The sequence below is a fragment of the Erythrobacter sp. S227 genome (genome assembly GCF_057364925.1).
The window spans coordinates 2,366,191-2,389,225 of record NZ_CP200280.1 but is presented as its reverse complement, the minus strand read 5'-3'; the positions used below and the strand labels follow the sequence as shown (position 1 = coordinate 2,389,225).

Genomic DNA, 23,035 nt, shown 5'->3' with positions numbered 1-23,035 from the left:
TTATGATTTTCCAATCACGCGTTGCGGGTTTTTCGGGGGGTTCAGGTTGATCACATTATCCGCTGCCTCATCATCAGGGGAAGTGTCGGGGGTTGAGGCGGTTTCATATGTGGGCGGGGGGGATTTTTGTGGCGAGTTTTGAGCCAAAGCGGCGGCCTGCTGGGATGGCTCGTAAGGGATTTCGATCAGGACGGTGAAGCCGCCGCCCGGCTGGGAGCGTGTTTCAAACAGATGGTCGGGCCCATACCCTTGGGCAAGCCGGTTCTGGATGTTGACGAGGCCAACGCCGGTAGAAACGGGCTCACCCGGGCGAGGGGGTGCGCTTGACGGGATCGGACGGTTCTGCCCACCAAGGATAGCGCCGGGCCCGGTATCCTCGACCGCAATTCTAAGCCGCTCACCAACCACGCGCGCGCTCAGCGAAATGCGCGCGCCTTCTTCTTGCGGGCTGACGGCATATTTGATCGCGTTCTCGACCAAGGGTTGCAAAAGCATGGCAGGAAGCCGCGCATGCATCGCTGCATCTTCGATGTCGAACTGGGTGCGAAGCCGCTCTTCAAACCGCATGCGTTCGATATCGAGATAAAGCTGCAGCGTCTCGATCTCCTGCTCCAGCGTGACCTTACTTCCCGGTTCCGCGATCAGCGTGTGGCGCAGAAAGCCCGACAGCCGCGTCAGCATCGCATTGGCGGGTTCTGTCTGTTTCAAAAGCACCAGAGTGCTGATGGAATTCAGAGTGTTAAACAGGAAATGCGGATTTAGCTGATAGCGCAGCATGGCAAGCTGGGCGGCGGTGGCCTGCGCTTCCAACCGTTGCAAGCGATCGGTCTGTTCCTCGACCCGCAGGAAGTAATTGATCGCGTAGTAAAGCGCGCTCCACCCGCCCAAAAGCGCGAGCGGGATAAAGCTTAAACCGATGAGGCGCTGGGCAAAGCTCGTCTCTGTCAAAGAGCCCTGGTAGAGCCCTTGCAGCCATGCCTCGATCGTGGAGTGGACCAGCACCGCGATAGTCAGGACGATAGCCGTTCCGCCCCATGTCACAATCGGTTGGCGGTCGATTAACTGGCGGTACACGACCGACAGGATCAGAGTGATGGTAAATCCGGTGATGGTGGTGACGAGCAGCACGACAAGCAGATCGAGCGGCTGGTCATTGGCGATGGCCACCACGCTGCGCAGCAGGAAATAACCGCCCCAGCCCGCAAGCTGGAGGTTCCAGAAGGCGCGGTTCTTGTGCGCAAAGAACGGGGCGGGTTGGAGTTTCACCATCGACATACGATGCGAGTGTAGCGCAAAAAACGGTTCGTCGCACAAATTAAGGCTTCGGCCAGCGCAGATGAACGCAAAGGCACAACCGCTTGCCGCAGGTCTTGCGGGATCAGGGCGGTTACAGGCCTTTGCCGGGATCGATCTCGCGAACAAAGTGCGTGCGCCAGTCGGCCGTGCCTTGGCTTTGCATAAGTGCCTCTATCCGAGGGATTTCTGCTTCGACAAATTCGGCGCGTTCGTCCCAGCCATCATGGCTGCGATTGCGGAAGAGGCCGCCGTCACCGCCCGGGCCCCACTTTTCGAAAAAGCGTTTGCCAGCGCGCGGGTCATAGCCGGCATTGGCGAGCAGCCACGGGATCAGCCGGTCCGCCTCGCGCTCTGTCATGCGAATATTGCGGCGTTTGCGTTTATTGCGGTCGAGCCAGGCGGTGTGGCCGAGAAGATTGTGCGCAAGCTCATGCGCGACCAGAGCGGCAAATTCGGCCTCTTCATATCGGAAGGCTGGAAATTCGATGCCGATAACCACGCGGCTGCCATCAGCGACAGCCTTTTTCCCCTCGCCCATCAGTTCGAACCGTGTGGCGCAAACAGGGACGGACGCGATGACCGAGACATAATTGTCGTGAAAATCAAACTGAATGGCATCGTAGCCTTGGACCGACGCATCGATAAGGTCATGCACGCGGGCAAGGCGCTGCCAGTCAAACGGGCCTTGGCTCTCCCAATCGTTGGGATTGATCCCGGCAAGCTTCACGATTTCGCGGTTGCTCGGGAAATTGCCGGAAAGGTCAGCGGGCGACCCCGCCGCCACTGTCTGCACCGCAAAATCACCCGAAAGCCCGAGCGCCCTGCGCGCAATCTCAGGGGAGCCATAGCTCGCCATGTCTTGCAATTGCAGGCCGATGGAGGGGATTACACGGTCGCAAAACTCGGCATTGGCCCGTACAAGCTTCCACCCGACGTTCTGCAAAAGCTGATCGTATCTTTGGTAGTCTTCGATCGCGCGGCGTTCTGCGGCGAGATCGATTTTGTCCCAATTGATCGTGTCGCGCGCATCAGCGGGGGCCTGCACTGCGCCAAGAGCGCTCAAGCCTACCCAAAAACCAAGGCCCCATGCGCGCAGCATTTATGAAGCGGTGCTCTCTCCGGAAACAGCCTCGGCGATTGCCTCTCGCAAGCGGTCAATGCCAACCGCGCCGGGCATAAGGATGTCGCCTGTGACAAAAGCAGGCGTCCCGCTGAACCCGAGGCTTTGTGCATAGGTCAGGTTGCGGACAAGCTCGACCGAGACCTCTTCGCTCATCGCATCTGTGCGCGCCTGTTCCATATCGAGGCCAACGGCGACCGCTGCGGCCTCGACGCCTTCGGGGCTGGTGTCACCGCGCTCGAACAGGGCGGAGTGAAACTCCTGATATCGCCCTTGCTTGGCCGCTGCGAGAGCCATGCGCGCTGCCAGTTCGCTGCCCTCGAAGATGGGCCATTCGCGCATGATCACTTTAAGCTCGGGGTCTTCGGCCACCAGACGGGTGATGTCCTGAAAACTGCCTGCGCAATAGGGGCAGTTGTAATCTGTAAACTCGACCAGAAGCTTGCTGCCGTCAGGGTTCCCCATCACTGCACCCGGGAAGGGGGTGTAAAGCTCTTCTTTGACCGAGGCCAAACGATCGCGCGCGTCTTCTGCTGCAAGGGCCTGTGCCACATCTTGCAGGATGCCGGGATTGTCCATCAGATAGGCGCGTGTGCGATTGTCAGCGAGGCCGGCGTAGGACCAGATCGCTGCACCGAGAAAGCCGAATGTGAGCGCGAGGAGCGCGGTCAGAAGCGATTGCCGCAAAGGCGAAGGACCAGTGTTTTCCGTCATGGCGGCTAGCCTTAGCGACTGTCGCGCAAGGCTTCCAGTTCTGCGCGCGCTTGAAGCCCGACATCTTGTGCACGGATCCAGTCGGGCGAGCCAACGGGCAATCCAGCCTCAGCGTCTTTTGCATTGCGCAGGGCCTCTGGATAGTTGCGGCGCATGATTTGCTGTTCCGCGCTGGCAAGTTTTGCGCGCGGAATATCGCCGCGCTGCGCATAGACAACGCCCAGCTGATACCAGGCAAACGGATTGAACCGGTCCTTGGCAACGGCTGCGCGAAGGACCCTTTCGGCCTCCTCGTAATTGCCTTCGTCTTCTGTCGCGATAAGGGCATGGCCGAACATGCCGGCAATCAATGGCTGGTTAAGCGTCAACTCTGTCGCCTGGCGAAGCGGTTTAAGCGCTTCCTGAGGGCGACCCGACTCGAGCAGGATCTGCCCCTTGAGCTCAAGGAAATACGGGTTTTTCTCATCCAATGCGAGCAAAGCGTCGGCCTCTGCCAGCGCCTTTTCGACCTGCGCATCCTTGTGGAAGGCATAGGCCCGCGCATATCGGGCAGGCGTGCTCTGGTCGCTTTCAGGATATTGCTGGAAGGTGCGTTTTGGTTCAGCCAGATAGCCATAAAGCTTGGCACGAACCGCGAGGAAGCGCGCTTGCAATTCGGGATCATCGGGCGCGTCCCAATGTTCGTCTTTGGTCAATTGATCGCGCAGGAACTGGATGCGGTCGCCCGAAAGCGGGTGGGTGCGGCTATAGGCGGCATCGTCCGACTGGCTGTATCCGCGGCGAATTTCAAAATTGCGCAGCTTCTCAAAGAAGCTGATCATGCCGCGGCCCGAAATGCCTGCGCCATTGAGATAACGTGCGCCTGCCTGATCGGTGGCGGCTTCCTGATTGCGGTTGAAGGCGAGGAAATTGCCGGTTGCCGCCTGTTGGCCCGCCACAATCGCACCCAAGGCTGCATCGCCTGCGCCTGCAAGCGCGGCGCCAACCCCGAGGATCAGCGAGAGGATCGAGATCCCCTGCGCGCCTTTCGTGCGCTCACCGAAACGAACGACGTGGCCTGCGGTGATGTGGCCAAGCTCGTGCGCGATCACGCCTTGCACTTCATTGGCGGTGTCAGCGGCGTTTAAAAGCCCTGCGTGGACGTAAACCACCTGACCACCGGCAACGAAAGCGTTGATGGATGGATCGTTGATGAGGACGATTTCGACATTTTCAGGCTCAAGCTCGGATGCCTCGATCAGCGGGTAAGCCATATCGCGAAGCAGCGCCTCGGTCTCTGCATCGCGCAGGATCGATTGGGCCGCGACCGGTTGAACGGCGAGCGCAAAAGTGGCGAAGAGTGCCAGCAGCGGGGCGATAAGGGTGCGGAAAAGGGGCATGTTACGCATGTGCTAACCCGTTTGGGCCTGAACGGGAACTGAAGTTTTACTCAGATGCGGTCTGTTGACGCACAAAATCGGCGATTTTTCCAACAACATCGCGCCTGTCACGCCACGGAGCAGCGATGGAAATCAGCGGGTCGGTGTGGTTTTTCTCAGGATAAAGGTGGAGGCGCGGGCTCTGCCCTGCCTCCTGCAATAGCGCGCTGAGGTTGCGCGAATGGAACACGCCGACGGTCGTGTCTTTCTCACCGTGCAGAAGCAGCATCGGCGGGCTGTCTTCGCTCACATGGTTGATCGGCTGGGTGGCTTCCAGATCGTCAACATGACCAAAGCTGGCGATTGTGCTCTCGCTATCGAGCGGAAGAAAATCATAGGGTCCCGATATGCCGACAGCGGCCGCAATGTCGGTTGGCGAAAGCCCGTGCGGTTTGAGCCAGCGGCTTTCCAATGCGACCATCATCATATTGTAAGCGCCCGCAGAATGCCCTGCGATAACAATGTTTTGCGGGTCGCCGCCATATTGCGCGATCTCTGCCCGAGCCCAGGCAAAGGCGCTTGCGGTGTCTTCGATCATGCCGGGATATTTGCCGGCAGGACCACGGCGATACCCGCTCAGGACGACGACAAAACCTTCTCTCGCAAAGGCGCGGCCAACGAAATCGTAGCTTTCCGGATCGCCTGAATTCCAGCTGCCGCCATGCACGAACAAGAGCACCGGCCTTGGCGGGTGCTCGCTTGAGTGGTCTTCTGCGCCCCAGACCAGCAGTTTTTGATCGGGATGGTCGCCGGTTGCTATTTTCGCTTTGAGCTCGGCTCCTGCTGTGCCGCCCGCGATCCGGTCGACCGCGCTCAAAACCGCAGGTCCGTCGCGCGAAATGGCGATCTGAAGGGCAATTGCAGACACAATTGCGATTCCCAAAAGAACGCCGAGGGTCCAACCGATTGTCGAGGCCATGCTTCGAGAACGTCCTTTGGTGTTGCGCGATGTCTGATTGCTCATTCGCACAGCATTTGAAGAGGGTTACGCGTCACGTAAAGCCCTCGTGCGGCCCAGCCATGAAAAAAGGCGCCCACTTGATGCGGGCGCCCTTTGGGGAGGTCGGTTTTTTCTATTGTGAGAGGATTACCCGACGAGCTTTTTCCCGGCGCGTTCGATCAGCGCCACATCATCGGCGATCTCGCCGATCATTGCGACATTGCCCTCGCCATCACGGCGCACCATGACGAGCGAAAACTCGGGTCCTTCAGCCGAAATGGCATCAAACATCATTTCTTCGAGTTCGCGCAGTTTCTTTGCAAGCTTGGCGCGAACATCACCCTCGTCCTCGACCACCTGGCCCGCTTCTTCGCGGCGCAGGCGGCGTTCGGAGGCGACGACGGCTTTAAGTCCGCCGTCCGCTTTGCCGAGATAGTCAGCAAGGCTGCCGCGCTCGAGTTCGAGGCGGTGGGCATGGCTCAAAACGGCGGCGTATTCGGTGAGGCGCGTCTTGTCGTAATCCTGTCCGAAAACAAGCTTGACCACAGGGGTCATGGGCGCGCGTTCCTGAACCGTCAGACCATTGTCTTCGATCAGCTCGTTGAATGCTTCAGGCTCGTCTTTTGCGGCCAGCGATACATCATAAGCGCGGCCAACGGCGGCATAAAGCGCCTGGCGGCTGCGGTCTTCGGATGCGCGGGCGGTGTGGGCCAGTTCGCGGGCCGAGGCGAGGCAGTCATGGAGCCCGGCGTCGGCATCGAGCATAAGAAGCTGCGCCATGTCGGGCGTGTCATTGTCCCCGATTTGACGATCGTCGGCGCCACGATCTTTGGCCGCAGGCACTTCGATCGCTTCAGAGCTCTCTTCGTCGCTATGGTCGTCATCGCTGCTGTCGTCAGCGGATTCTTCGACCTTGTAATCGTCCGGGTCAAAGCGCTCCGCTTCCAGATCGACAGCCTTCTTGGAAGGCACTTCGATGTAGTCGGTAAGTGAGGCAAAGCTGTAGCTTGCGCTTTGCGTGCTTTCGTCATCCTCGTCGATTTCTTCGCCGAATTCATCGACTTCCGGATCGTCGAGGTCAAAGCGGCCAAAATCCGGTGTCGGAAGTCCGCTATCGCTGCCGATACTGTTGGGCGCATCGCCGATCTGATCGGCAAAGCTTGCGACATTGTCATCGCTGTCATCGCCGAAGGTCGCCGCTGCGTCGCTGGCGAGCTCATCCGCCGACCCCTCAGCGGTATCGTCTTCGGTCCACAGGTCGAGTTCGCCTGCTTTAAAAATGTCGATTGGCTCGTCTGCGCTCTCATGCGCTGGAGAATCAGCCCATTCTGTAAGCGGGCCTGTCTGATGCTTCTGCGCTGTGTCTTCGTCATCGGCGCTCGCTGCGGCAAGCTTGTCATCGATTGCCTGATCAATCGCGAGCAGCAGCTCATCCGCCGTCGCCGCGTCAGCCATCTCTTTCCAGTTGATGACGCCATAAATGAAATCAATCGTCTCATCATCGCTGGAAAACGGCAGAAGAATACCGCGATAGAGCACATTGATGCCGCTATCGTTCACGAACTCCGCTTCAAACCCGATAGGCGCCTGATTGGCGAGGATTTGCATGTAATGGTCGGTGATCCGGCTCAATAAAGAGCGCGGCGGGACATCGGAGAGCTTCTCGATCCGTGCGCCATGTGTGCCGCATTCATCGGCAAGAAGGTCGCCCAAAAACTGAACCGCCGGGTCTTCGATCCCCTTCGAGAAGTCGAGCAGAACACTGTTGGGTCCAAAATCGGTCTGGTTCTCCGGATCAAGCGCTTCGATGGAAGGGAAGGTCGCATCACCCAGAAGGCTTGCCCAGTGGTTGTACGCGCGCACCTGCATGCGGCGCTCGTCCTGGCCGATTGCCTCTGGCGGCAATTCACGCACGGTTTCTTCTTCGCGCGCATCACTTTCCACACCCCAATCGGGTGTGTCATCAGCAGGTGTACCGCTTTCAAAAGGTCCGCGAAGTGTATCCATGATCAGGCCTAGTGCCCCCAAAAGTATGACAAGCTTTCAGGAGGTTTTGGCCCTACGTGGTAAATATCCCGTTAAGCGGTCGGCAAAACTTTGGGCGATTTGCGGGGCGCATCATGGAAACGCCGCAAAGGTGCATTTGCCGGCGTGTTTTAAAGGAAATACCGCATCTTGATCGTCAGTTTCTGTGACGCTTCGCCCACGGAGAAAACAGCATCCTTCCAGTCAGGTGGGGCCATACGAACCGGCGCATCGCGCGAAAAGCCATAGCCTTCCTTTGGCGCCATGCCGAGAACCCGGTTGGCTTTCCCGTCCTCGTTTTCATCATGCAAAAGCGCGATGGCATAATCACCCGGCTCCACATTATCGAAGCGGATGGTGATCGTGTTTGCTGCCTTGACGACGGTGCGATGCGAATTGGGGTCGCGCCGGCAACGCGGAAAGATGCTTTCCTTTGTCGTCATGCACGCGCGCACGACGCCTTTGGTGTTGCGAAGGTCGGTGACAGTGATGGTAACGGTGCCTGCTGATGCAGGCGCTGCGGCTGCCATAACGGCGCCGCCAATAACCAGGGCTGCCAAGCGGGTCATACGCTTTTCCTGAGGGCGACTTTCGCCTGTTTGTCGAACCGGCGCGATAGCCCGCGGTCGGTTCCGCAAACCTTGTCCCAGAAACGGAAATACAGTCCAAAATTGCATCGATATTCCTCGTGATGCCGCTCGTGATGGCTGGCTGTTATCACGCTTGCCCCAAACGGGGAATGAACAAGCCTGCGCGGAAATATCTCCCAGCCCATGTGGTTCACCACCCCCATGACCGTCGCAACCGTCAAAACCACGCCAAGCATCGCGAGATGGATCGGCACGAAGAACACGAGGATCGGAATGACGATAGCGCCGCTCACACTCTCCAGCGGATGAAAGCTCATCGCAGTCCAGGCGGTGGGCGGCTTGCTGTCGTGATGCACCTTATGCGCGAGACGAAAGAGGCTCGGCCAATGGTGCATGGCGCGGTGGCTCCAGTAAAACCACGTGTCCTGAGCAAACAGATAGATCAGCACAGAAACCGGCAGATACCAGAGCGGGTAGGCGGCCCAATCGGCATACACCAGCGAAAATCCATGATGTCGCCAAAGCCAGAACACCGCGCCCGCAGGCACGCCGTAAATCATCGCTGCGATCAGAGAATAGCGGATTTCCATTACGATCTGCCCGCGCTGTTTTTCATAAAGGCCGGGCCGCGCGCGGCTAGTGATCCATGCAAACATCCCGCTGCTTGCGAAATATCGGAGCGCGACCATGACGCTCATCGCGGTGCCCACAATCAGGAAGGCGAGCCAGACCGGGGTATCAGCAGGAACCATACCGCCAAGCTTATGACCGACAAACCGCCTGTGGGAAACCCTGGCCTGCGTGATTAGCCCGCGCTATCAAGGTCAGCGCATTGCGGATCGATCAAAACGGTGTTGCGGCGCATGGCGATGCGCGCCAGCCTCTCCACCTGTGCTTTTCGCCGTGCAGGCGCCAGCGGTTCGAGCGGGGCATGGCGCAGGATTTCCGCATCATACCCGTCAGCCACAATCACGCCGCAGCGTTCAGGACTATACGCTTCGCTTTCCAGCGGACTGCGATCCAGCTCCGGTGGGACACCCCAGAAGAACCGGTCGCAAAAGTCGAGATAGTCGGGCCATTTGTTGTCACCCAAAAGATCACCGCGCGCGACCTTGATCTCGACGATGATAACTTGCCCCTTGGCATCAATCCCCATCAGATCAGCGCGGCGATTGTTTTTGAGCGCCATCTCTTCGAGGCACCAGATACCGTTGCGCGCAAACAACCGTTTTATCCCGCGCGCAACATCTTTCGCACACGGAGCAATGCTCGGGCTGGCAGTCGCTTTGGAAGAGCCTTCCAGAATCGCGTTTCGGGTTTCATCCATTCAGTCTGGATGGAACATAATGCGAACACCGTCAAGGGTTCGATAGGTCAGGCGGCGACCGGCTCCATCACCGACAAAACGGCTTCGCGCGCATGATAAACCTCGCGCCACAGGGCAAGCGCGGGCGAGCCCGGATCCTGTCCTCGCGATTCGACTTCTTTGAGCGCGGCCAGCCCCATCTCGACAAGCATTTCCATATCCTCGACCCCGCGCTCGGCCGCGATATGTGTCGGGTTCCCGAAGAGCATTCCGGTGCGGGCAAGGGCATTCGCAAAACGGGTGTTCATCTCGCCCGTCGGTTCGGGTGAAAGCTGCGCCATATTTGCGATCTGACCCGCCTTTTCGAGCAACGCAGCCCAGCGCTGTGTGAGGGTCCCGACCTCACTTTGGCCGGACCGGTTAACTGGCCGGTCAATGGTCCGGTCAAGAGGGTTGTCAGGAATCGGCGGTGTTATCGTCATGGCAATGGCGTAGACCCAAGGCCGTTGCCGATTGGTTAAGCCCGGGCCCCGTGCGGATATCGTTGACGATTTATATCTGGCGCAGCCGTGTCCACCTTGCTAATCGGCGCCCGCAACCGCAAGTAAGCCTTGCGCAACGTCGTACCATCAACGACAAGCGCCTTGGTTCAAGCACCCGTAGCTCAGCTGGATAGAGCGCTGCCCTCCGAAGGCAGAGGCCACAGGTTCGAATCCTGTCGGGTGCGCCATCTCCCCTCGATTGATTGCCCATCTTTTTTGCGCACGGTCAGACTGTTGCGGGATTGAGACAAGCGGGCGACCGGTTTCAACGCGGGTGTGGTATTGTCTCGCCCATGTGCCTATAACAAGGCCATGGCATCGCGCATCTTCCAGTTTTCCAAGCTTCCTCAAGGGGGTGCGCCCGCCCCTGAGCGTTCGGATGCAAGGTCGGGAAGCGGACCTGTGCGAAAGCCCGGCGATCCACCCCGCGTTGGTGTTATTTATAACCCGCGCAGCCATGGCAATAAGGGTGCAGACTTTGATTGCGGCATGTCGCCTCAAGTCTACATCGCAAAGCCGGGTGATCGTTCGCAATTGCCCGAAGCTTTGGCCGAATTTGCGGCGCAAGGGATCGATCTTCTCGTCATCAATGGCGGAGACGGTACGGTTCGCGATGTTCTTACAAGCGGGGTTGCGATCTTTGGCGACGATTGGCCTGCATTGGCGGTGCTGCCCAAAGGCAAGACCAACGCTCTGACCGTCGACCTTGGCGTGCCCAAGGGCTGGTCCTTGCAAGAGGCGATTGATGCATTTGAAGACGGCGGCCGCGTGCGCCGTCGCCCGATTGAAATCACGCCGATTGGCGGCAGTCCGGAAGCGCGCGTGCTGGGGTTCATCCTTGGCGCCGGCGCGTTCACCACTGCCACGAGTGCAGGGCAAAGTGCGCACAAGCTGGGCGCGTTCAACTCCATGGCGGTGGCCGTTGCGACTTTGTTGGGAGTTTGCCAATGGCTGTTTGGCTCGCGCGAGAACGCATGGCGGCGGGGTGCAAAAATGGCGATCGGGTTGGGCATCAAGGATGTGCCGATGGAACATTCCGGTGTCGGGGACCCGGATTATCGCCAGCTTGTATTCGCATCAACGCTGGAGCAAATGCCCGCCGGAATGAAGCCCTTTGGCGATATGCGTGAAGGGCTGAAACTGGCCGTCACCGACCAGATTTCGCGCAAGTCCGCCCTGACCTTGTTCAGGATGATGCGCGGGCAAACGCCCAAAGGCATTCGTGAAAAGGGCTTCCATCAGGTCGGCACGCCGCAGTTTTCGCTTCGGATCGAGGACAGCTTCATTCTCGATGGCGAGGCTTTCCCTCCCGGTGAATACCGCATCGGACAAGGGCCAGAACTTGAATTTGTAAGCCCTTAGGGCAAAGCTTTGCAGGCCCTCTATGGCGAGCCAATCTCCCACTTTGCATGACCGGATCGAAGCGCGGCTTGAGGCGCAGGTCGATCCTGCGGTTGCGCGCTTTGCGGGCGCTCTGGCTAAAGAAGCGGGCGCGGCGGCGGTATTGTTCTACGGCTCAAACCTGCGCACGCGGTCGCTCGACGGGGTGCTCGATTTCTACATCCTGCTTCCCGGTGAGCAGCGCGACCGGATCTGGCCGCGGGTGAGCTATCAGGAGCGTGAGGAGGCCGATGGTACGGTTCTGCGCGCGAAGATCGCAACCATGTCGCTTGCCACTTTTGCAAAGGCTGCTTCGGGAGAGCTGCTTGATACGACAATCTGGGCGCGCTTTGTCCAGCCCAGTTGTCTTGTGTGGCAGGCCGATGATGCGGCGCGCGGTGGTGTCATCGAAGCTATTGCGGCGGCCGCGCAAACTGCGGTGCGCCTGGCCGCGGCGCTCGGGCCTCCATCGGGCACAGCGCAAGATTACTGGCGCGCGCTTTTCCGGGCGACATACAAGGCAGAGTTCCGGGTTGAGAAAGCGGGGCGCGAGAACGACATTCTCAGTGTCAACCAAGAGCATTTTGCAGGCCTTTTGCCGCTCGCATTGGAGGCAGCGGGGATCGCTTACACAATGAACGGGGAGCGCATATCACCTAGCCTTACGGCCAGAGAGCGCGCGGCGACGCTTACATGGTGGAAGCGGCGCGAACGCATGGGCAAACCGCTCAATTTCACGCGGCTGATCAAAGCGAGTACGACCTTTGATGGGGCAGCGCGCTATGCGGCGTGGAAGATCGAGCGTCACACAGGAATGCCGGTCGAAGTGACGCCGAGACGCGAAAAATACCCGCTGCTCGCCGCGCCAAGCGTTCTGTGGGCGCTCAGAAAGCACCGCAAGAACGCAAAATCCTAGCTGAAATACTTCCCTAGCTGAAGTATTTCATCGTGATGGCGATGGATTTGACGCCGTTGCCAACGCTAAAGCGGGTCTTGTCGATACCCGGTTTGCCAAGATTGAAGATGTTGATCGACGGGTCATTCGACATTGCGCCGCCATCTGTGCGGATGTCGGTTTTGCCATTGCCGTTTACGTCATGGCGCACGGCCACCGCGTAATTGCCGCTCTTTGGCACAGGCAGACAAATCGTCATCCGGCCGCGCCTTGCAGGCAATTCGACCCGATTGAGCCATTTACCGCTTTCCAGCCAGTCCGAGCTTGTTCCGTTATAGACTTGCGCGCGCACTTTTCCGCTCGCTTCTCGAATTCCGTTGATCGTCACACGCACAGCAGGCCCGCCGCCTGGTGCGCAGGATCGCATATTGTTGGCAACGATATTGCGGTAGTCGCTTGTGCCTGACGCCTGCGCCACTGCGGGGCTTGCAGGCGCAATTGCGCCCAAGCTTGCCAGCATGGCAGCGCCGACCAAAGCGGCAATGCTCCTGAATTTCGCCATCAAATCATGTCCTTCATCCCGGTGTATGGCCGGGTCCATTGCTTTTGGGATTTGGCCCAAACCGCATTGAATGTGGGGCACTTATGTCATTCGAGTGCTGAATTGTCGCTGAATTATACCGCTGGTACTTTGTTCAGCTCAAGAAAAGCGCGCCAAAAAGGGCGGGGAAAAGGCAAAACCCCAGCTTGCTGCGCGATTCGCGCCCGGAGTAAGGCGGAATCTACACAGTTAACGCGCCCGGGCCTTTCGATAGCGTGATCTCCAGCAAAGCGTCACACATGCCAGCACCGCTAATTTCACCAAGTATTCTCTCTGCAGACTTTGCCCAATTGGGCGAGGAAGTGCGGCGCATCGACGCAGCGGGGGCGGATTGGGTCCATATTGATGTGATGGATGGCCATTATGTGCCCAACATCACCATCGGCCCGGACGTGGTGAAGGCACTGCGTCCGCACACGAACAAAGTGTTCGACGTTCACCTGATGATTTCGCCGGTTGACCCTTACATCGAGGCATTTGCCGAAGCGGGCGCGGATATCATCACCGTACACCCCGAAGCAGGGCCGCATATTCACCGCACACTCCAGGCGATTTCAAAGCTGGGCAAGAAAGCGGGCGTTGTGCTCAATCCGGGTACACCGGTCGAGGTGCTCGATAATTTGATGGACCTGGTCGATCTCATCCTTGTGATGAGCGTCAATCCGGGATTTGGCGGGCAGACTTTCATCCATTCGCAGCTTGCAAAGATTGCCCGTATCCGGGCGATGATCGACGCGCATAAAGAATCTGGTGGCCGCGACATTCGTCTTGAGGTTGACGGCGGGGTCAACGCCGAGACAGCAAAACTTTGCGTGGAGGCAGGAGCCGATGTGCTGGTGGCGGGTTCGGCAACCTTCAAGGGTGGTCCGGACCAATACGCAGCCAACATCAAGGCGCTTAAAGGGGGGAATTGATGGACACGCTTTTCAGCGGGCAAAAATCAGCGAGCCTTACCGAGTTCGACGTTGCCGAGGGGCGCACGTCTGACGAAAGCAGCGCGCTGAAACTTGGGCAAGATACAGAAGCCTTTCGCGAAGAAGAGCCTGGTGCATTGGTCGAGGTGTCTTCGGACGATCGCCCGGCCTTTCCTGCCGAACCCATCGACAATTCGCGCGCGCTTGCTCTTAGTGATGTGATCGTGCCGCGTGCAAAGCCCGGAGAGGCTTTGATCCGGCTGGCGTATCGCATGGGCGTACCCGGCCACACGCTGACCGCGCCGTTCCGCCGCCCGCCTGCCAAACGGCTTTTAGCGACCGTGGAGAGTCCCACCGCTGGCAACCGTGCATCGGGCATTGCGCTGCGGGCCGGTCATTTTCAGGTGCACGGGGTAAAACAGCCTATTGGCACGCTTGATTTCACAGCGGGCACGCGGCTGGCCCCCGGTCTTGAACGCACCTTGCACTCCTTCTCGTGGCTAGCCGATCTTGCGGAATGTGGCCCCGCGAGCGATTGCGCGAGCGTTGCCGAGCGGATCACCAAGGGTTGGCTCGATGCGCATGAGGCGCGCCGCAAGCCATCGGCAAAGAGCCTGGCGTGGGATGTGGAGACATCGGGGCTGAGGCTCATGGCCTGGCTGACCCATGCGCCGTTGCTGCTGGGTGGTGAGCTTCGGCCGCGCCTGCTTGATGCGATTGAAGATACGGCAGCTTGGCTTGATCGCAAGGCGCTGCGCAGCGGGGCCGGACTTGGGCAGGTGGCCGGATGGGCTGCGGTGACGGCGGCTGGATTGCTCCTGCCGGATGGACGGCCACGGCGGCTTTATGGCGAGGCTGGCCTGATCAAGGCGCTAGGCGAACTGGTTGCAGAAGACGGCGGCGGGCTTGGTCGTTGTCCACGCGCGCAGATGGATGCCATCGGTGTGCTGACCGATCTTGTCGCCTGTTATGAGGCGGTGGAGCGTGATCCGCCCGAAGCGATCCTCGTGATGCGCGAGCTTTTGATACCGCCGCTTCTGGCGCTGCGCCACGGCGATGGCGCGCTTGGCAATTGGCAGGGTCAGGGCGCGATTTCAGCCAGCGAGGTCTCGGCCTTGATTGCGGCAAGCGGTGTGCGAACACGCCCGCTCAACGAGCCGAAGCACTGGGGCTATCAACGCATCAGAGCCGCGCAAACCACCGTGCAATTTGACGCAGGTCCCCCGCCGCGTGCGCGCCATACGCGCTGTGGTTGTGCATCAACCCTTGCGTTCGAGATGTCTGACGGGACATCGCGCGTCATCGTCAATTGCGGCGGTGCGGCGCTTGCCGGCGGGTTGGTTCCGGCCCACATCGGCCAGGGGCTTCGCGCGACCGCTGCGCACTCGACCCTTGTGCTGGACGATGCCAACTCAACCGCCGTCTTGCTTCACGGCAGGCTTGGCAGGGGTGCGGAAACGGTCGAGGTCGAACGCCGCGTGATCGGGCGCGGGTCCGGCTCCCAGCGGCGCGAAGGCACGCGTATCGAGGCACGCCACGATGGCTATGCCGCCCGCTTTGGCCTTATTCACGAGCGCATTCTTACAGTCGCCAATGACGGCAACGAGATCGTGGGCGAGGACATCCTTGTGCCCGCCTCGCGCAAGGGAAAGCGCGGCAAAGTCGGCTTTGCGATCCGTTTCCACCTTGGCAAAGGGGTCGAGACGCATCTTGCGGATGACGGGCTTGGCGCAAGCTTGCTCACCCCCGATGGCAAGCTGTGGCAGCTGCGGTTGCGCAGCGACAATCCGGGCGGCGAAGAGATCAAATTGACCCGCGATGACAGCATCTGGGTTGATGGCGAGGGATACCCTCATGCAACCGAACAATTGGTGGTAGAGGGGCTGGCCTCGCGTGGCGGGGGACAGTTCTCCTGGCTCCTTAAGAAAATGGGATAGACCAAACATGGGCTCAACAGTGATCAAACGGGCGCTTCTTTCGGTGTCCGACAAAAGCGGCTTGGCCGATTTGGGCAAGGCATTGGCCGCACGCGGGGTCGAGCTGGTGAGCACGGGCGGCACAGCGCGCACTTTGCGCGAGGCTGGCCTTGAGGTGAAAGACGTTTCCGACCTCACCGGCTTTCCCGAGATGATGGACGGGCGGGTCAAGACCCTCCATCCCACGGTCCATGGCGGGCTCCTGGCCCTTCGCGACAATGAGGATCACGTTGCTTCGATGAAGGAGCACGACATTGGCGCGATCGATCTGGTGGTGGTCAATCTCTATCCGTTTGAGGCAACCGTTGCCAAAGGGGCAGAGCGGGCCGAGATCATCGAAAACATCGACATCGGCGGGCCGTCCATGGTGCGCTCTGCGGCGAAGAACCATGGCTTCGTCACTATTATGACCGATGCGGCGGACTATGCCGAATTGCTTGAGGAACTCGATGCCAATCACGGCGCGACATCGGACGCATTCCGCATTCGTATGGCGGGCAAGGCTTATGCGCGAACCGCGGCCTATGACGCAGCGATTGCTAATTGGTTTGCCTTTGGCGATGCCTTTACCAATCCTTTGGGCATGGAAGCTCTGAAGGCAACCCCCTTCACCGACACCATGCCATTGGCGTTCAAACGCTCGGACACGCTTCGCTATGGCGAAAACCCGCATCAGTCGGCGGCGATCTACGTCCCGCAGGTCACCGGCACCAACGGTGTGCCTCAGGCAGAGCAGCTTCAAGGCAAGGCGCTTTCCTACAACAATCTCAACGATGCCGATGCCGCGCTTGAGCTGGCGGCGGAGTTTGATGGAGGCGATCCCGCAGTCGTGATCGTCAAGCACGCAAACCCTTGCGGTGTGGCGCAGGCTGGCTCTTTGCTGGACGCATGGAATGGCGCGCTGCAATGCGACAGCGTTTCGGCCTTTGGCGGGATTGTTGCGGTGAACACCGAACTGGATGGCGCGACGGCACAGGCGATTGCGAGCATCTTCACCGAGGTTGTGATCGCGCCCAAGGTCAGCGCCGAAGCGCGCGAGATCTTCGCCAAGAAGAAAAACCTGCGCCTGCTGGAATGCGGCACCCTGCCAGACCCGCGCCGTGGCGGCTTCTTTATGAAGACCATTGCAGGCGGAATGCTTATCCAGGGCCGCGACAATGGTGCGGTGACGATGGACGATCTGAAAGTCGTGACCAAGCGCGAGCCTACAGAACAGGAACTCAAGGATTGCCTGTTCGCATGGACCGTAGCGCGCCACGTGAAGTCAAACGCAATCGTCTATGCCAAGGATGGCATCACTGCAGGCATTGGCGCAGGGCAGATGAATCGGCGCGATTCGGCGCGGATTGCGGCAAGCAAAGCGGCAGAGGCAGCGCAAACCTATGAGTGGGGTGAACCCCGCACCAAGGGGAGCGCGGTTGCATCGGACGCGTTCTTCCCCTTTGCCGATGGTCTGATCTCGGCTGCCGAAGCAGGCGCGAGCGCTGTCATCCAACCGGGCGGCTCCATCCGCGACGAAGAGGTAATCGCAGCCGCAGACGAAGCGGGCCTCGCCATGGTCTTCACCGGAATGCGCCACTTCAGGCATTGATTTGTTTCAGGCACCCGCATCCGCGGGTGCGTCCTCGGTGCTGTTCCCTACAGTCGCTATGCTCCTTGCGGGGCACCTGCGGGCGGGCGGTCGCCCTTGCGGTCACTGGCGTGACCGTGCTCCGCAACGAGATTGCGATATAGCGCCGGTACGGCGCCGTAGACGTCGCAAGTCCGAAGTCGAAGCGAAGCGCAGACGGCCGTAGGCGACCTGCACCCGCGCCCGCACCGTGGGCAGCTTGCCTGCCCTTCTAGCGAGGATGAAGGCACGGATGTGCCTTCGGAAGACAGGCCATCGAAACAAAAAACGTAACCAAATCCTATGTCGCTACGTAACTGTTTACTGAGTGGTCCATTCATTTAGGCGCAAGTGAGCCGCTCCTATGAGGCAATTCCCCTAGGCGCCTGCCCTGATGAGACGACCATGAACCTGTTTACCCCGGACCTGTTTCGCAATTTCGCCCTTGGCTTTGTCGCCGGGGGCCTGATCATTGGCTTGTCGACCTTTGACGTGCTCGAGAACACTCTTGATGCCCCCGTCAACGCAGCAACGCCATTCGAAGCGCCCCAGCCCAGCAGCGAATTCGTGATCGTTCCTTTGGAGACCGAAGAATGAAGCGTTTCGGACTTTTCGCAGCGGCTGCCATTGCAGCGAGCGCAGTCTATGTCGCCGCGCCAAACTCGCCTGCATATGCTCTGGAAAAGCCAGTGAACGCGCCCGCCCCAAAACGGATTGCGCGGGAAGGCGCTGGCCTGAAAACCGCGATCTTTGCAGGCGGGTGTTTCTGGGGCGTCGAAGGTGTGTTCAGCCACGTCAAAGGCGTCAAATCCGCTGTCTCCGGCTATCACGGCGGCTCTGCAACAACAGCCAAATACAACCGCATCATCGCTGGCGGCACAGCCCATGCCGAGGCGGTCAAGATCACTTACGACCCCTATGTCGTGCGCTATGACGAGCTTTTGCGCATCTTCTTTTCGGTCGTCACTGACCCGACCTTGAAAAATCGCCAGGGGCCCGATGTCGGCGCGCATTACCGCTCCGCCCTGGTCCCGACCAACGCCGAACAGCGCGCTGTGGCAGAGGCGTATCTTGCACAAATGGAAGCGTCCAATGTGTGGAGCCGGCCTATCGTCACCAAGTTAGAAAACCAGCGCACATTCTACCGCGCGGAAACCTATCATCAGGATTTCATGGCGAAAAATCCGGGCCACGGATACATCGTTCGCTGGGACAAGCCCAAGGTCGATGCGCTCAAAGTCATGTTCCCGCGCGATTTCAAACGGACATTCCTGCGCGACAATTGAGGAATTTGTGCCGCCCGGGCGTTAGCCGTCTGGTGCTCGTCTCAAACACGCATTATATGTGCATCTATGGCGCGCGCCCACGATCATGATCACTCCCACGGCAATGTCGATACATTGAAAGTCCTGGCGCGTGATGCGCTGGTTGCTCGCGGTGAGCAATGGACCGACATGCGCGAGGCGGTGTTTCTCCAACTTGCGCGTCATGCTGGCCCTACGTCCGCCTATCAAATCGCAGATGACCTTTCGGCTGCCCGCGGGAAGCGGGTTGCGCCCAACAGCGTTTACCGCATCCTCGATCTGTTTGTGGCGAACAATCTGGCGGTGAAGATCGAGAGCGCAAATGCGTTTCTTGCCAATGCCCACCCGGGTGAAGAGCATGACTGCGTCTTTCTCGTGTGTGATGCGTGCGGCGGTGCCTCGCATATCGACAGCCACGAAGTTGGCCAGAGTCTGCGCGATATTGCGACTTCGCAAAAATTCCGCGCCCAGCGCCCTGTGTTAGAGATTCGCGGTACCTGCCACGATTGCGACTGATTGGCGCGCAGTTAGAAGGACTTGCGCCGGTTTTCCTGTGTGGGACGGCAGCCCATTCGCAAACCATTATCGACAAATGAAAATGTTCAATAAACTGGACAATTGTGCGAGAGGCCTGGTCGCAGCAGCGCAACCCTTTCATCGACATAGCCAAAATAGCAGTGTAACGTCGCGCACTATGAATCAACCACTGCAAACACCTCTGCTCGACACGGTTCCGACACCTGACGAGCTTCGCCAGCTCAAGCCTGAGCAATTGCGCCAACTCTCTGATGAACTTCGCGCCGAAATGATCGATGCCGTCAGCGTGTCCGGTGGGCACCTTGGCTCAGGGCTTGGCGTCGTCGAACTGACCGTTGCGATCCACTATGTCTTCAACACCCCCGATGATCGTCTGATCTGGGATGTGGGCCACCAATGCTATCCGCATAAAATCCTGACCGGCAGGCGTGACCGTATCCGCACCATCCGTCAGGGCGGCGGGCTGTCCGGTTTCACCAAGCGTAGTGAGAGCGAATACGATCCATTCGGCGCGGCGCATAGCTCGACCTCGATTTCGGCAGCGCTCGGCTTTGCGGTGGCGAACAAGCTCAATGACAAACCGGGCCGCGGGATTGCGGTGATCGGCGACGGCGCGATGAGCGCCGGCATGGCCTACGAGGCGATGAATAACGCAGCTCAGGCGGGCAATCGCCTCGTCGTGATCCTCAACGACAACGATATGTCGATCGCGCCTCCGGTTGGCGGCCTTTCCGCCTATTTGGCGCGCATGGTTTCCTCGTCCGAGTATCTTGGCCTTCGCAGCCTAGCCTCACGCGCGGTCAAGAAAATGAGCCGCCGCATGCACGAAGGGCTTCGCAAGGCGGAGGAATATTCACGCGGCATGGTGACCGGCGGGACTTTGTTTGAAGAGCTCGGCTTTTATTACGTCGGCCCGATTGACGGTCACAATCTGGATCACCTTATTCCGGTTCTGGAAAATGTGCGCGACACATCCGAGGGTCCGGTGCTGATCCATGTCGTGACCGAGAAGGGCAAAGGCTACAAGCCTGCTGAGGAATCCGCTGACAAGTACCACGGCGTGCCCAAATTCGATGTTGTGACCGGTGAAAAGCAGAAAGGTTCTGCTGGCCCGCCTGCCTATCAAAACGTCTTTGGCGATACGCTTGCGGATCTCGCCGACAAGGACAGTCGCATTTGCGCCATCACCGCTGCAATGCCGTCCGGCACAGGCGTAGACCGCTTTTCACAGCGTCACCCCGACCGCAGCTTCGACGTTGGCATCGCCGAACAACACGGCGTGACCTTCGCAGCAGGACTTGCCGCGCAGGGTATGCGTCCGTTTGCGGCGATCTATTCAACTTTCCTGCAACGCGCCTATGACCAGGTGGTCCATGACGTCGCGATCCAGAACCTGCCGGTCCGCTTTGCGATTGACCGGGCTGGCCTTGTGGGCGCGGATGGTTGCACGCACGCAGGCTCTTTTGACATTACCTATCTCGCGACTTTGCCGAATATGGTGGTGATGGCAGCGGCGGACGAAGCCGAGCTTGCGCATATGACCTACACCGCCGCGGAATATGACGAGGGGCCGATTGCCTTTCGTTATCCGCGCGGGAGCGGCACGGGCGCTCCGATTCCCGAAACGCTTGAGAAGCTGGAAATCGGCAAAGGCCGCGTGGTTCGCGAAGGCAGCAAAGTTGCGATCCTATCGTTGGGCGCACGACTTGAAGAGGCGAAGAAAGCCGCCGATCAGTTGGAGGCCAAGGGGCTTTCAACAACGGTTGCCGATATGCGTTTTGCCAAGCCTTTGGACGAAGATCTGATTGCCCGTCTTGTGCGCGAGCATGAGGTTGTGATTACGCTTGAAGAGGGCGCGATTGGCGGTCTTGGTGCGCATGTCCTGACCTTTGCGTCGGATGCGGGCCTGACCGATAACGGTCTGAAAATCCGCACTATGCGCCTGCCCGATGTCTATCAGGATCACGATTCGCCGGACAAACAATATGACGAGGCAGGCCTCAACGCCCCGCAAATTGTCGAGACGGCTCTAAAGGCGCTGAAGCACAATTCGGCTTCGGTCGAGGAAGAGGCGCGGGCCTGATGTTCTTCGCAGCGGGCTTGCTTGCGATGGTGCAAGCTGCCCCTGAAACCTTCGACTCCAACGCATATTACGAAACGTGGTCTCGAAAAGAGATGCGGGCCAAAATCGAAGAGTGCGGGTTTGAAGAGGTCAGGGTCTACAAGAACAAGGCCAAGGCTACGGTCGTTCAGGTCAAAGACACTAGCGCGACTGACGAGCAATTGCGCTGCGCGGCGGAGCGTATCGACAAGACGTTTTACGGCCATGAGTTTTCGCCCGAGCTCGCGGAGCGCTTTTTCGCAATCAAGGCCGAAGTCGCTCGTCCGCGTCAGGTGGCACAGGCCAGGGCAAGGTTCGCAAGAGAGCCTGAAAAAGGCCCTCCCCCCGAACGCCTCAATGGTGAAACCGATGCGGCATTGGCGAGCAGGATCGAGACATTTTGCGGCCCCAAGGCCAAAGGCGCACTTGACGCCGGGTTTGGCCCGGCAGGGATGGTTGCTATTTCTCCGGAATGGATGGCACCAATGCAAGGCAATCTGGACGCCATCGCTGATCTTGCAGAGACCATGGGATGCTTGATGCAAGCAGCTGTAATTGCTGACCTCGAAGTCGGCTTTGTCGGCAATGATGTAGCGGCAGGCTCTGCTGACTAGCGAGTAGTCGGCACCGTAATCGCAACTTGTTCAGGGTTCACCGCTGCCTCACCCATAATCGGCGGCGCATCGCTGGGCTGAACCTTGGGCTCATCCGCAGCTTCCCCGTCGAACTCTTCCTCCTCGAACTCCTCTTCATCGATCATGTCGAGGTCGAGCTCTCCATCCACTTCCTGCACAATCTCCGGCTTGGGCGGAACGGGATCGCCGCGCAGCAGCGCAATGTCGCGGTCGCGGGTCCACAAATAGCTGTCCCGGCGCGCGGCATAGGGGTCAATCATACCGTCAATCCGCTCCAATTCCTCGTCCACTTCAAGCCGCGCATCAAGCGAGCTGATGATGAAGAAGGGAATGGTGTATTCCGGCGTATTGAACGGCTTGCCCACCAGCACCGGCAGCGGCAACTGGTTGAAACCATTGCCGATCAAATCCCGCACCGTAGTGGCGCCTGTCACAGGCAGGTAGAGATAGGCCCCCGGCTTCACGCCGTAAAAGCCCAGCGTATTGGCAAATCCATTGCGGCGATAAGGCAGATTGATGCCCGGCTTGCCCGCCACATCGATCAGCCCGCCAAGCCCAAGCGATGAATTGATTGCAAACCGGCCAAGCGTCTCGAGCGCTTTACCGAATTTGAACTGCAGCAGGTAATTGATGAAGTTCGTGGGCTCGCTCAAATTGCGGACAACATTGCCCAATCCATCGCGCAAAGGCCCGGGCAATCCATCGCGGTAGGCATAGGCGACAGGCTCGAGGAAGACCTGGTCCAGGTCCTGCGTGATGCGATAGCTCTGCTCGTTAAAAACGGCGACCGGATCGCGCTCGCTCGGGCCATATTCGCCCTGGACGACGATTTCGTTATCGCCATCTGTGCCCTCACGTGGCGGTGTGTCGCTTTCATCGGGCGGGCCATTGTTGTCCTGCGCTGGGGTCAAAGACCAGTCGAGCGACAGAATATCGGTCGATTGCCGTTCCCACGGACGAGGCGTTTCGAGGGTGGTTGCCACTTCGATCGGGGTGATGGCAGCGGCTTCAAAAGCTGCGTTGACCGGCGCTGGTCCTGCTAGAAGCGGGCCCATCACCAGCGGGTTCGCCATCATCATTAGTGAAGCGCTCGGCAATCCAGATACTCCCTTTACGCCAGATTATGCTAGCT

22 protein-coding genes and 1 tRNA gene are annotated in these 23,035 nt (G+C 59.2%); 11 read left to right on the top strand and 12 right to left on the bottom strand.

From position 1 onward, the window contains the following. The 10 genes from AC0V6Q_RS11250 to AC0V6Q_RS11205 form a co-directional block, all read right to left on the bottom strand. Positions 1-1,275, bottom strand: a complete 1,275-nt coding sequence (locus AC0V6Q_RS11250; RefSeq protein ID WP_486168467.1) for a sensor histidine kinase — start codon at positions 1,273-1,275, stop codon at positions 1-3. A gap of 112 nt (positions 1,276-1,387) precedes the next feature. Then, positions 1,388-2,395 (bottom strand): M48 family metalloprotease, encoded by a 1,008-nt coding sequence (locus tag AC0V6Q_RS11245; protein ID WP_486168466.1) that lies wholly within the window; start codon positions 2,393-2,395, stop codon positions 1,388-1,390. Continuing rightward, a complete protein-coding gene (locus AC0V6Q_RS11240) occupies positions 2,396-3,130 on the bottom strand; it encodes a DsbA family protein (RefSeq protein WP_486168465.1) in 735 nt (244 codons plus the stop codon). It abuts the gene before it with no gap. Between the two features lie 11 nt (positions 3,131-3,141). Beyond that, positions 3,142-4,518 carry a M48 family metalloprotease gene (locus tag AC0V6Q_RS11235; RefSeq protein ID WP_486168464.1) on the bottom strand — a complete coding sequence of 459 codons (1,377 nt, stop codon included), beginning with the start codon at positions 4,516-4,518 and terminating at the stop codon, positions 3,142-3,144. A gap of 37 nt (positions 4,519-4,555) precedes the next feature. Next, positions 4,556-5,512 carry an alpha/beta hydrolase gene (locus AC0V6Q_RS11230; RefSeq protein ID WP_486168463.1) on the bottom strand — a complete coding sequence of 319 codons (957 nt, stop codon included), beginning with the start codon at positions 5,510-5,512 and terminating at the stop codon, positions 4,556-4,558. A 123-nt stretch (positions 5,513-5,635) separates the two neighbouring features. Beyond that, a complete protein-coding gene (locus tag AC0V6Q_RS11225; protein WP_486168462.1) occupies positions 5,636-7,495 on the bottom strand; it encodes a PAS domain-containing protein in 1,860 nt (619 codons plus the stop codon). Positions 7,496-7,644: 149 nt separating this feature from the next. Further along, the gene (locus tag AC0V6Q_RS11220) at positions 7,645-8,082 is read right to left on the bottom strand and encodes a DUF2141 domain-containing protein (protein WP_486168461.1); all 438 of its coding nucleotides are present in this window, start codon (positions 8,080-8,082) and stop codon (positions 7,645-7,647) included. Next, on the bottom strand, positions 8,079-8,855 hold the full coding sequence (locus AC0V6Q_RS11215; RefSeq protein WP_486168460.1) for a sterol desaturase family protein: 777 nt from the start codon (positions 8,853-8,855) through the stop codon (positions 8,079-8,081). Before AC0V6Q_RS11215 ends, AC0V6Q_RS11220 begins: the two co-directional genes overlap by 4 nt. 53 nt (positions 8,856-8,908) lie before the next feature. After that, positions 8,909-9,430: an MmcB family DNA repair protein gene (locus AC0V6Q_RS11210; protein ID WP_486168459.1), complete on the bottom strand. Its 522-nt coding sequence runs from the start codon at positions 9,428-9,430 to the stop codon at positions 8,909-8,911. Between the two features lie 47 nt (positions 9,431-9,477). Then, positions 9,478-9,891, bottom strand: coding sequence for a hypothetical protein (locus AC0V6Q_RS11205; protein ID WP_486168458.1), 414 nt, complete (start codon positions 9,889-9,891; stop codon positions 9,478-9,480). 171 nt (positions 9,892-10,062) lie between these two features. Here AC0V6Q_RS11205 and AC0V6Q_RS11200 point away from each other — a divergent pair. The 3 genes from AC0V6Q_RS11200 to AC0V6Q_RS11190 all read left to right on the top strand — a co-directional run bounded on the left by AC0V6Q_RS11200 (position 10,063) and on the right by AC0V6Q_RS11190 (position 12,247). Continuing rightward, positions 10,063-10,139, top strand: a tRNA-Arg gene (locus AC0V6Q_RS11200). A 124-nt stretch (positions 10,140-10,263) separates the two neighbouring features. Further along, a complete protein-coding gene (locus AC0V6Q_RS11195) occupies positions 10,264-11,313 on the top strand; it encodes a diacylglycerol/lipid kinase family protein (protein ID WP_486168457.1) in 1,050 nt (349 codons plus the stop codon). 22 nt (positions 11,314-11,335) lie between these two features. After that, positions 11,336-12,247: a hypothetical protein gene (locus tag AC0V6Q_RS11190; RefSeq protein WP_486168456.1), complete on the top strand. Its 912-nt coding sequence runs from the start codon at positions 11,336-11,338 to the stop codon at positions 12,245-12,247. Positions 12,248-12,260: 13 nt separating this feature from the next. Here the strand turns inward: AC0V6Q_RS11190 and AC0V6Q_RS11185 are convergent, their stop codons facing one another. Beyond that, complete coding sequence (locus tag AC0V6Q_RS11185) at positions 12,261-12,788, bottom strand: DUF2141 domain-containing protein (RefSeq protein WP_486168455.1); 528 nt, start codon at positions 12,786-12,788, stop codon at positions 12,261-12,263. Between the two features lie 278 nt (positions 12,789-13,066). Between AC0V6Q_RS11185 and rpe the strand changes: the two genes are divergently transcribed. The 8 genes from rpe (at position 13,067) to AC0V6Q_RS11145 (ending at position 21,882) form a co-directional block, all read left to right on the top strand. Then, the gene (gene rpe, locus AC0V6Q_RS11180) at positions 13,067-13,741 is read left to right on the top strand and encodes a ribulose-phosphate 3-epimerase (RefSeq protein WP_486168454.1); all 675 of its coding nucleotides are present in this window, start codon (positions 13,067-13,069) and stop codon (positions 13,739-13,741) included. After that, the gene (locus AC0V6Q_RS11175) at positions 13,741-15,678 is read left to right on the top strand and encodes a heparinase II/III family protein (protein WP_486168453.1); all 1,938 of its coding nucleotides are present in this window, start codon (positions 13,741-13,743) and stop codon (positions 15,676-15,678) included. The genes rpe and AC0V6Q_RS11175 overlap by 1 nt, the downstream gene beginning before the upstream one ends. A 7-nt stretch (positions 15,679-15,685) precedes the next feature. After that, positions 15,686-17,308: a bifunctional phosphoribosylaminoimidazolecarboxamide formyltransferase/IMP cyclohydrolase gene (gene purH / locus AC0V6Q_RS11170; RefSeq protein WP_486168452.1), complete on the top strand. Its 1,623-nt coding sequence runs from the start codon at positions 15,686-15,688 to the stop codon at positions 17,306-17,308. A 423-nt stretch (positions 17,309-17,731) separates the two neighbouring features. Beyond that, a complete protein-coding gene (locus AC0V6Q_RS11165; protein WP_486168451.1) occupies positions 17,732-17,923 on the top strand; it encodes a hypothetical protein in 192 nt (63 codons plus the stop codon). Beyond that, positions 17,920-18,612, top strand: coding sequence for a peptide-methionine (S)-S-oxide reductase MsrA (gene msrA / locus AC0V6Q_RS11160; RefSeq protein WP_486168450.1), 693 nt, complete (start codon positions 17,920-17,922; stop codon positions 18,610-18,612). The genes AC0V6Q_RS11165 and msrA overlap by 4 nt, the downstream gene beginning before the upstream one ends. Positions 18,613-18,678: 66 nt before the next feature. Beyond that, positions 18,679-19,146, top strand: coding sequence for a Fur family transcriptional regulator (locus tag AC0V6Q_RS11155; protein WP_486168449.1), 468 nt, complete (start codon positions 18,679-18,681; stop codon positions 19,144-19,146). Between the two features lie 178 nt (positions 19,147-19,324). Continuing rightward, on the top strand, positions 19,325-21,250 hold the full coding sequence (gene dxs / locus AC0V6Q_RS11150) for a 1-deoxy-D-xylulose-5-phosphate synthase (RefSeq protein ID WP_486168448.1): 1,926 nt from the start codon (positions 19,325-19,327) through the stop codon (positions 21,248-21,250). Beyond that, the gene (locus tag AC0V6Q_RS11145; RefSeq protein ID WP_486168447.1) at positions 21,250-21,882 is read left to right on the top strand and encodes a hypothetical protein; all 633 of its coding nucleotides are present in this window, start codon (positions 21,250-21,252) and stop codon (positions 21,880-21,882) included. Before dxs ends, AC0V6Q_RS11145 begins: the two co-directional genes overlap by 1 nt. Here the strand turns inward: AC0V6Q_RS11145 and AC0V6Q_RS11140 are convergent. Next, the gene (locus AC0V6Q_RS11140; protein ID WP_486168446.1) at positions 21,879-23,000 is read right to left on the bottom strand and encodes an MlaA family lipoprotein; all 1,122 of its coding nucleotides are present in this window, start codon (positions 22,998-23,000) and stop codon (positions 21,879-21,881) included. The two genes, AC0V6Q_RS11145 and AC0V6Q_RS11140, sit on opposite strands and share 4 nt — an antisense overlap. Positions 23,001-23,035 lie beyond the last annotated feature (35 nt).

Bases quoted from the DNA above. Each gene is read 5' to 3' on its own strand.
- AC0V6Q_RS11190 (WP_486168456.1), top strand. From the start codon at position 11,336: ATGGCGAGCCAATCTCCCACTTTGCATGACCGGATCGAAGCGCGGCTT.
- rpe (WP_486168454.1), top strand. From the start codon at position 13,067: ATGCCAGCACCGCTAATTTCACCAAGTATTCTCTCTGCAGACTTTGCC.
- AC0V6Q_RS11250 (WP_486168467.1), bottom strand. From the start codon at position 1,275: ATGTCGATGGTGAAACTCCAACCCGCCCCGTTCTTTGCGCACAAGAAC.
- AC0V6Q_RS11240 (WP_486168465.1), bottom strand. From the start codon at position 3,130: ATGACGGAAAACACTGGTCCTTCGCCTTTGCGGCAATCGCTTCTGACC.
- AC0V6Q_RS11205 (WP_486168458.1), bottom strand. From the start codon at position 9,891: ATGACGATAACACCGCCGATTCCTGACAACCCTCTTGACCGGACCATT.
- AC0V6Q_RS11215 (WP_486168460.1), bottom strand. From the start codon at position 8,855: ATGGTTCCTGCTGATACCCCGGTCTGGCTCGCCTTCCTGATTGTGGGC.
- AC0V6Q_RS11235 (WP_486168464.1), bottom strand. From the start codon at position 4,518: ATGCGTAACATGCCCCTTTTCCGCACCCTTATCGCCCCGCTGCTGGCA.
- AC0V6Q_RS11175 (WP_486168453.1), top strand. From the start codon at position 13,741: ATGGACACGCTTTTCAGCGGGCAAAAATCAGCGAGCCTTACCGAGTTC.
- dxs (WP_486168448.1), top strand. From the start codon at position 19,325: ATGAATCAACCACTGCAAACACCTCTGCTCGACACGGTTCCGACACCT.
- AC0V6Q_RS11195 (WP_486168457.1), top strand. From the start codon at position 10,264: ATGGCATCGCGCATCTTCCAGTTTTCCAAGCTTCCTCAAGGGGGTGCG.
- AC0V6Q_RS11220 (WP_486168461.1), bottom strand. From the start codon at position 8,082: ATGACCCGCTTGGCAGCCCTGGTTATTGGCGGCGCCGTTATGGCAGCC.
- AC0V6Q_RS11230 (WP_486168463.1), bottom strand. From the start codon at position 5,512: ATGAGCAATCAGACATCGCGCAACACCAAAGGACGTTCTCGAAGCATG.
- msrA (WP_486168450.1), top strand. From the start codon at position 17,920: ATGAAGCGTTTCGGACTTTTCGCAGCGGCTGCCATTGCAGCGAGCGCA.
- AC0V6Q_RS11165 (WP_486168451.1), top strand. From the start codon at position 17,732: ATGAACCTGTTTACCCCGGACCTGTTTCGCAATTTCGCCCTTGGCTTT.
- AC0V6Q_RS11210 (WP_486168459.1), bottom strand. From the start codon at position 9,430: ATGGATGAAACCCGAAACGCGATTCTGGAAGGCTCTTCCAAAGCGACT.
- purH (WP_486168452.1), top strand. From the start codon at position 15,686: ATGGGCTCAACAGTGATCAAACGGGCGCTTCTTTCGGTGTCCGACAAA.
- AC0V6Q_RS11145 (WP_486168447.1), top strand. From the start codon at position 21,250: ATGTTCTTCGCAGCGGGCTTGCTTGCGATGGTGCAAGCTGCCCCTGAA.
- AC0V6Q_RS11245 (WP_486168466.1), bottom strand. From the start codon at position 2,395: ATGCTGCGCGCATGGGGCCTTGGTTTTTGGGTAGGCTTGAGCGCTCTT.
- AC0V6Q_RS11225 (WP_486168462.1), bottom strand. From the start codon at position 7,495: ATGGATACACTTCGCGGACCTTTTGAAAGCGGTACACCTGCTGATGAC.
- AC0V6Q_RS11185 (WP_486168455.1), bottom strand. From the start codon at position 12,788: ATGGCGAAATTCAGGAGCATTGCCGCTTTGGTCGGCGCTGCCATGCTG.
- AC0V6Q_RS11155 (WP_486168449.1), top strand. From the start codon at position 18,679: ATGGCGCGCGCCCACGATCATGATCACTCCCACGGCAATGTCGATACA.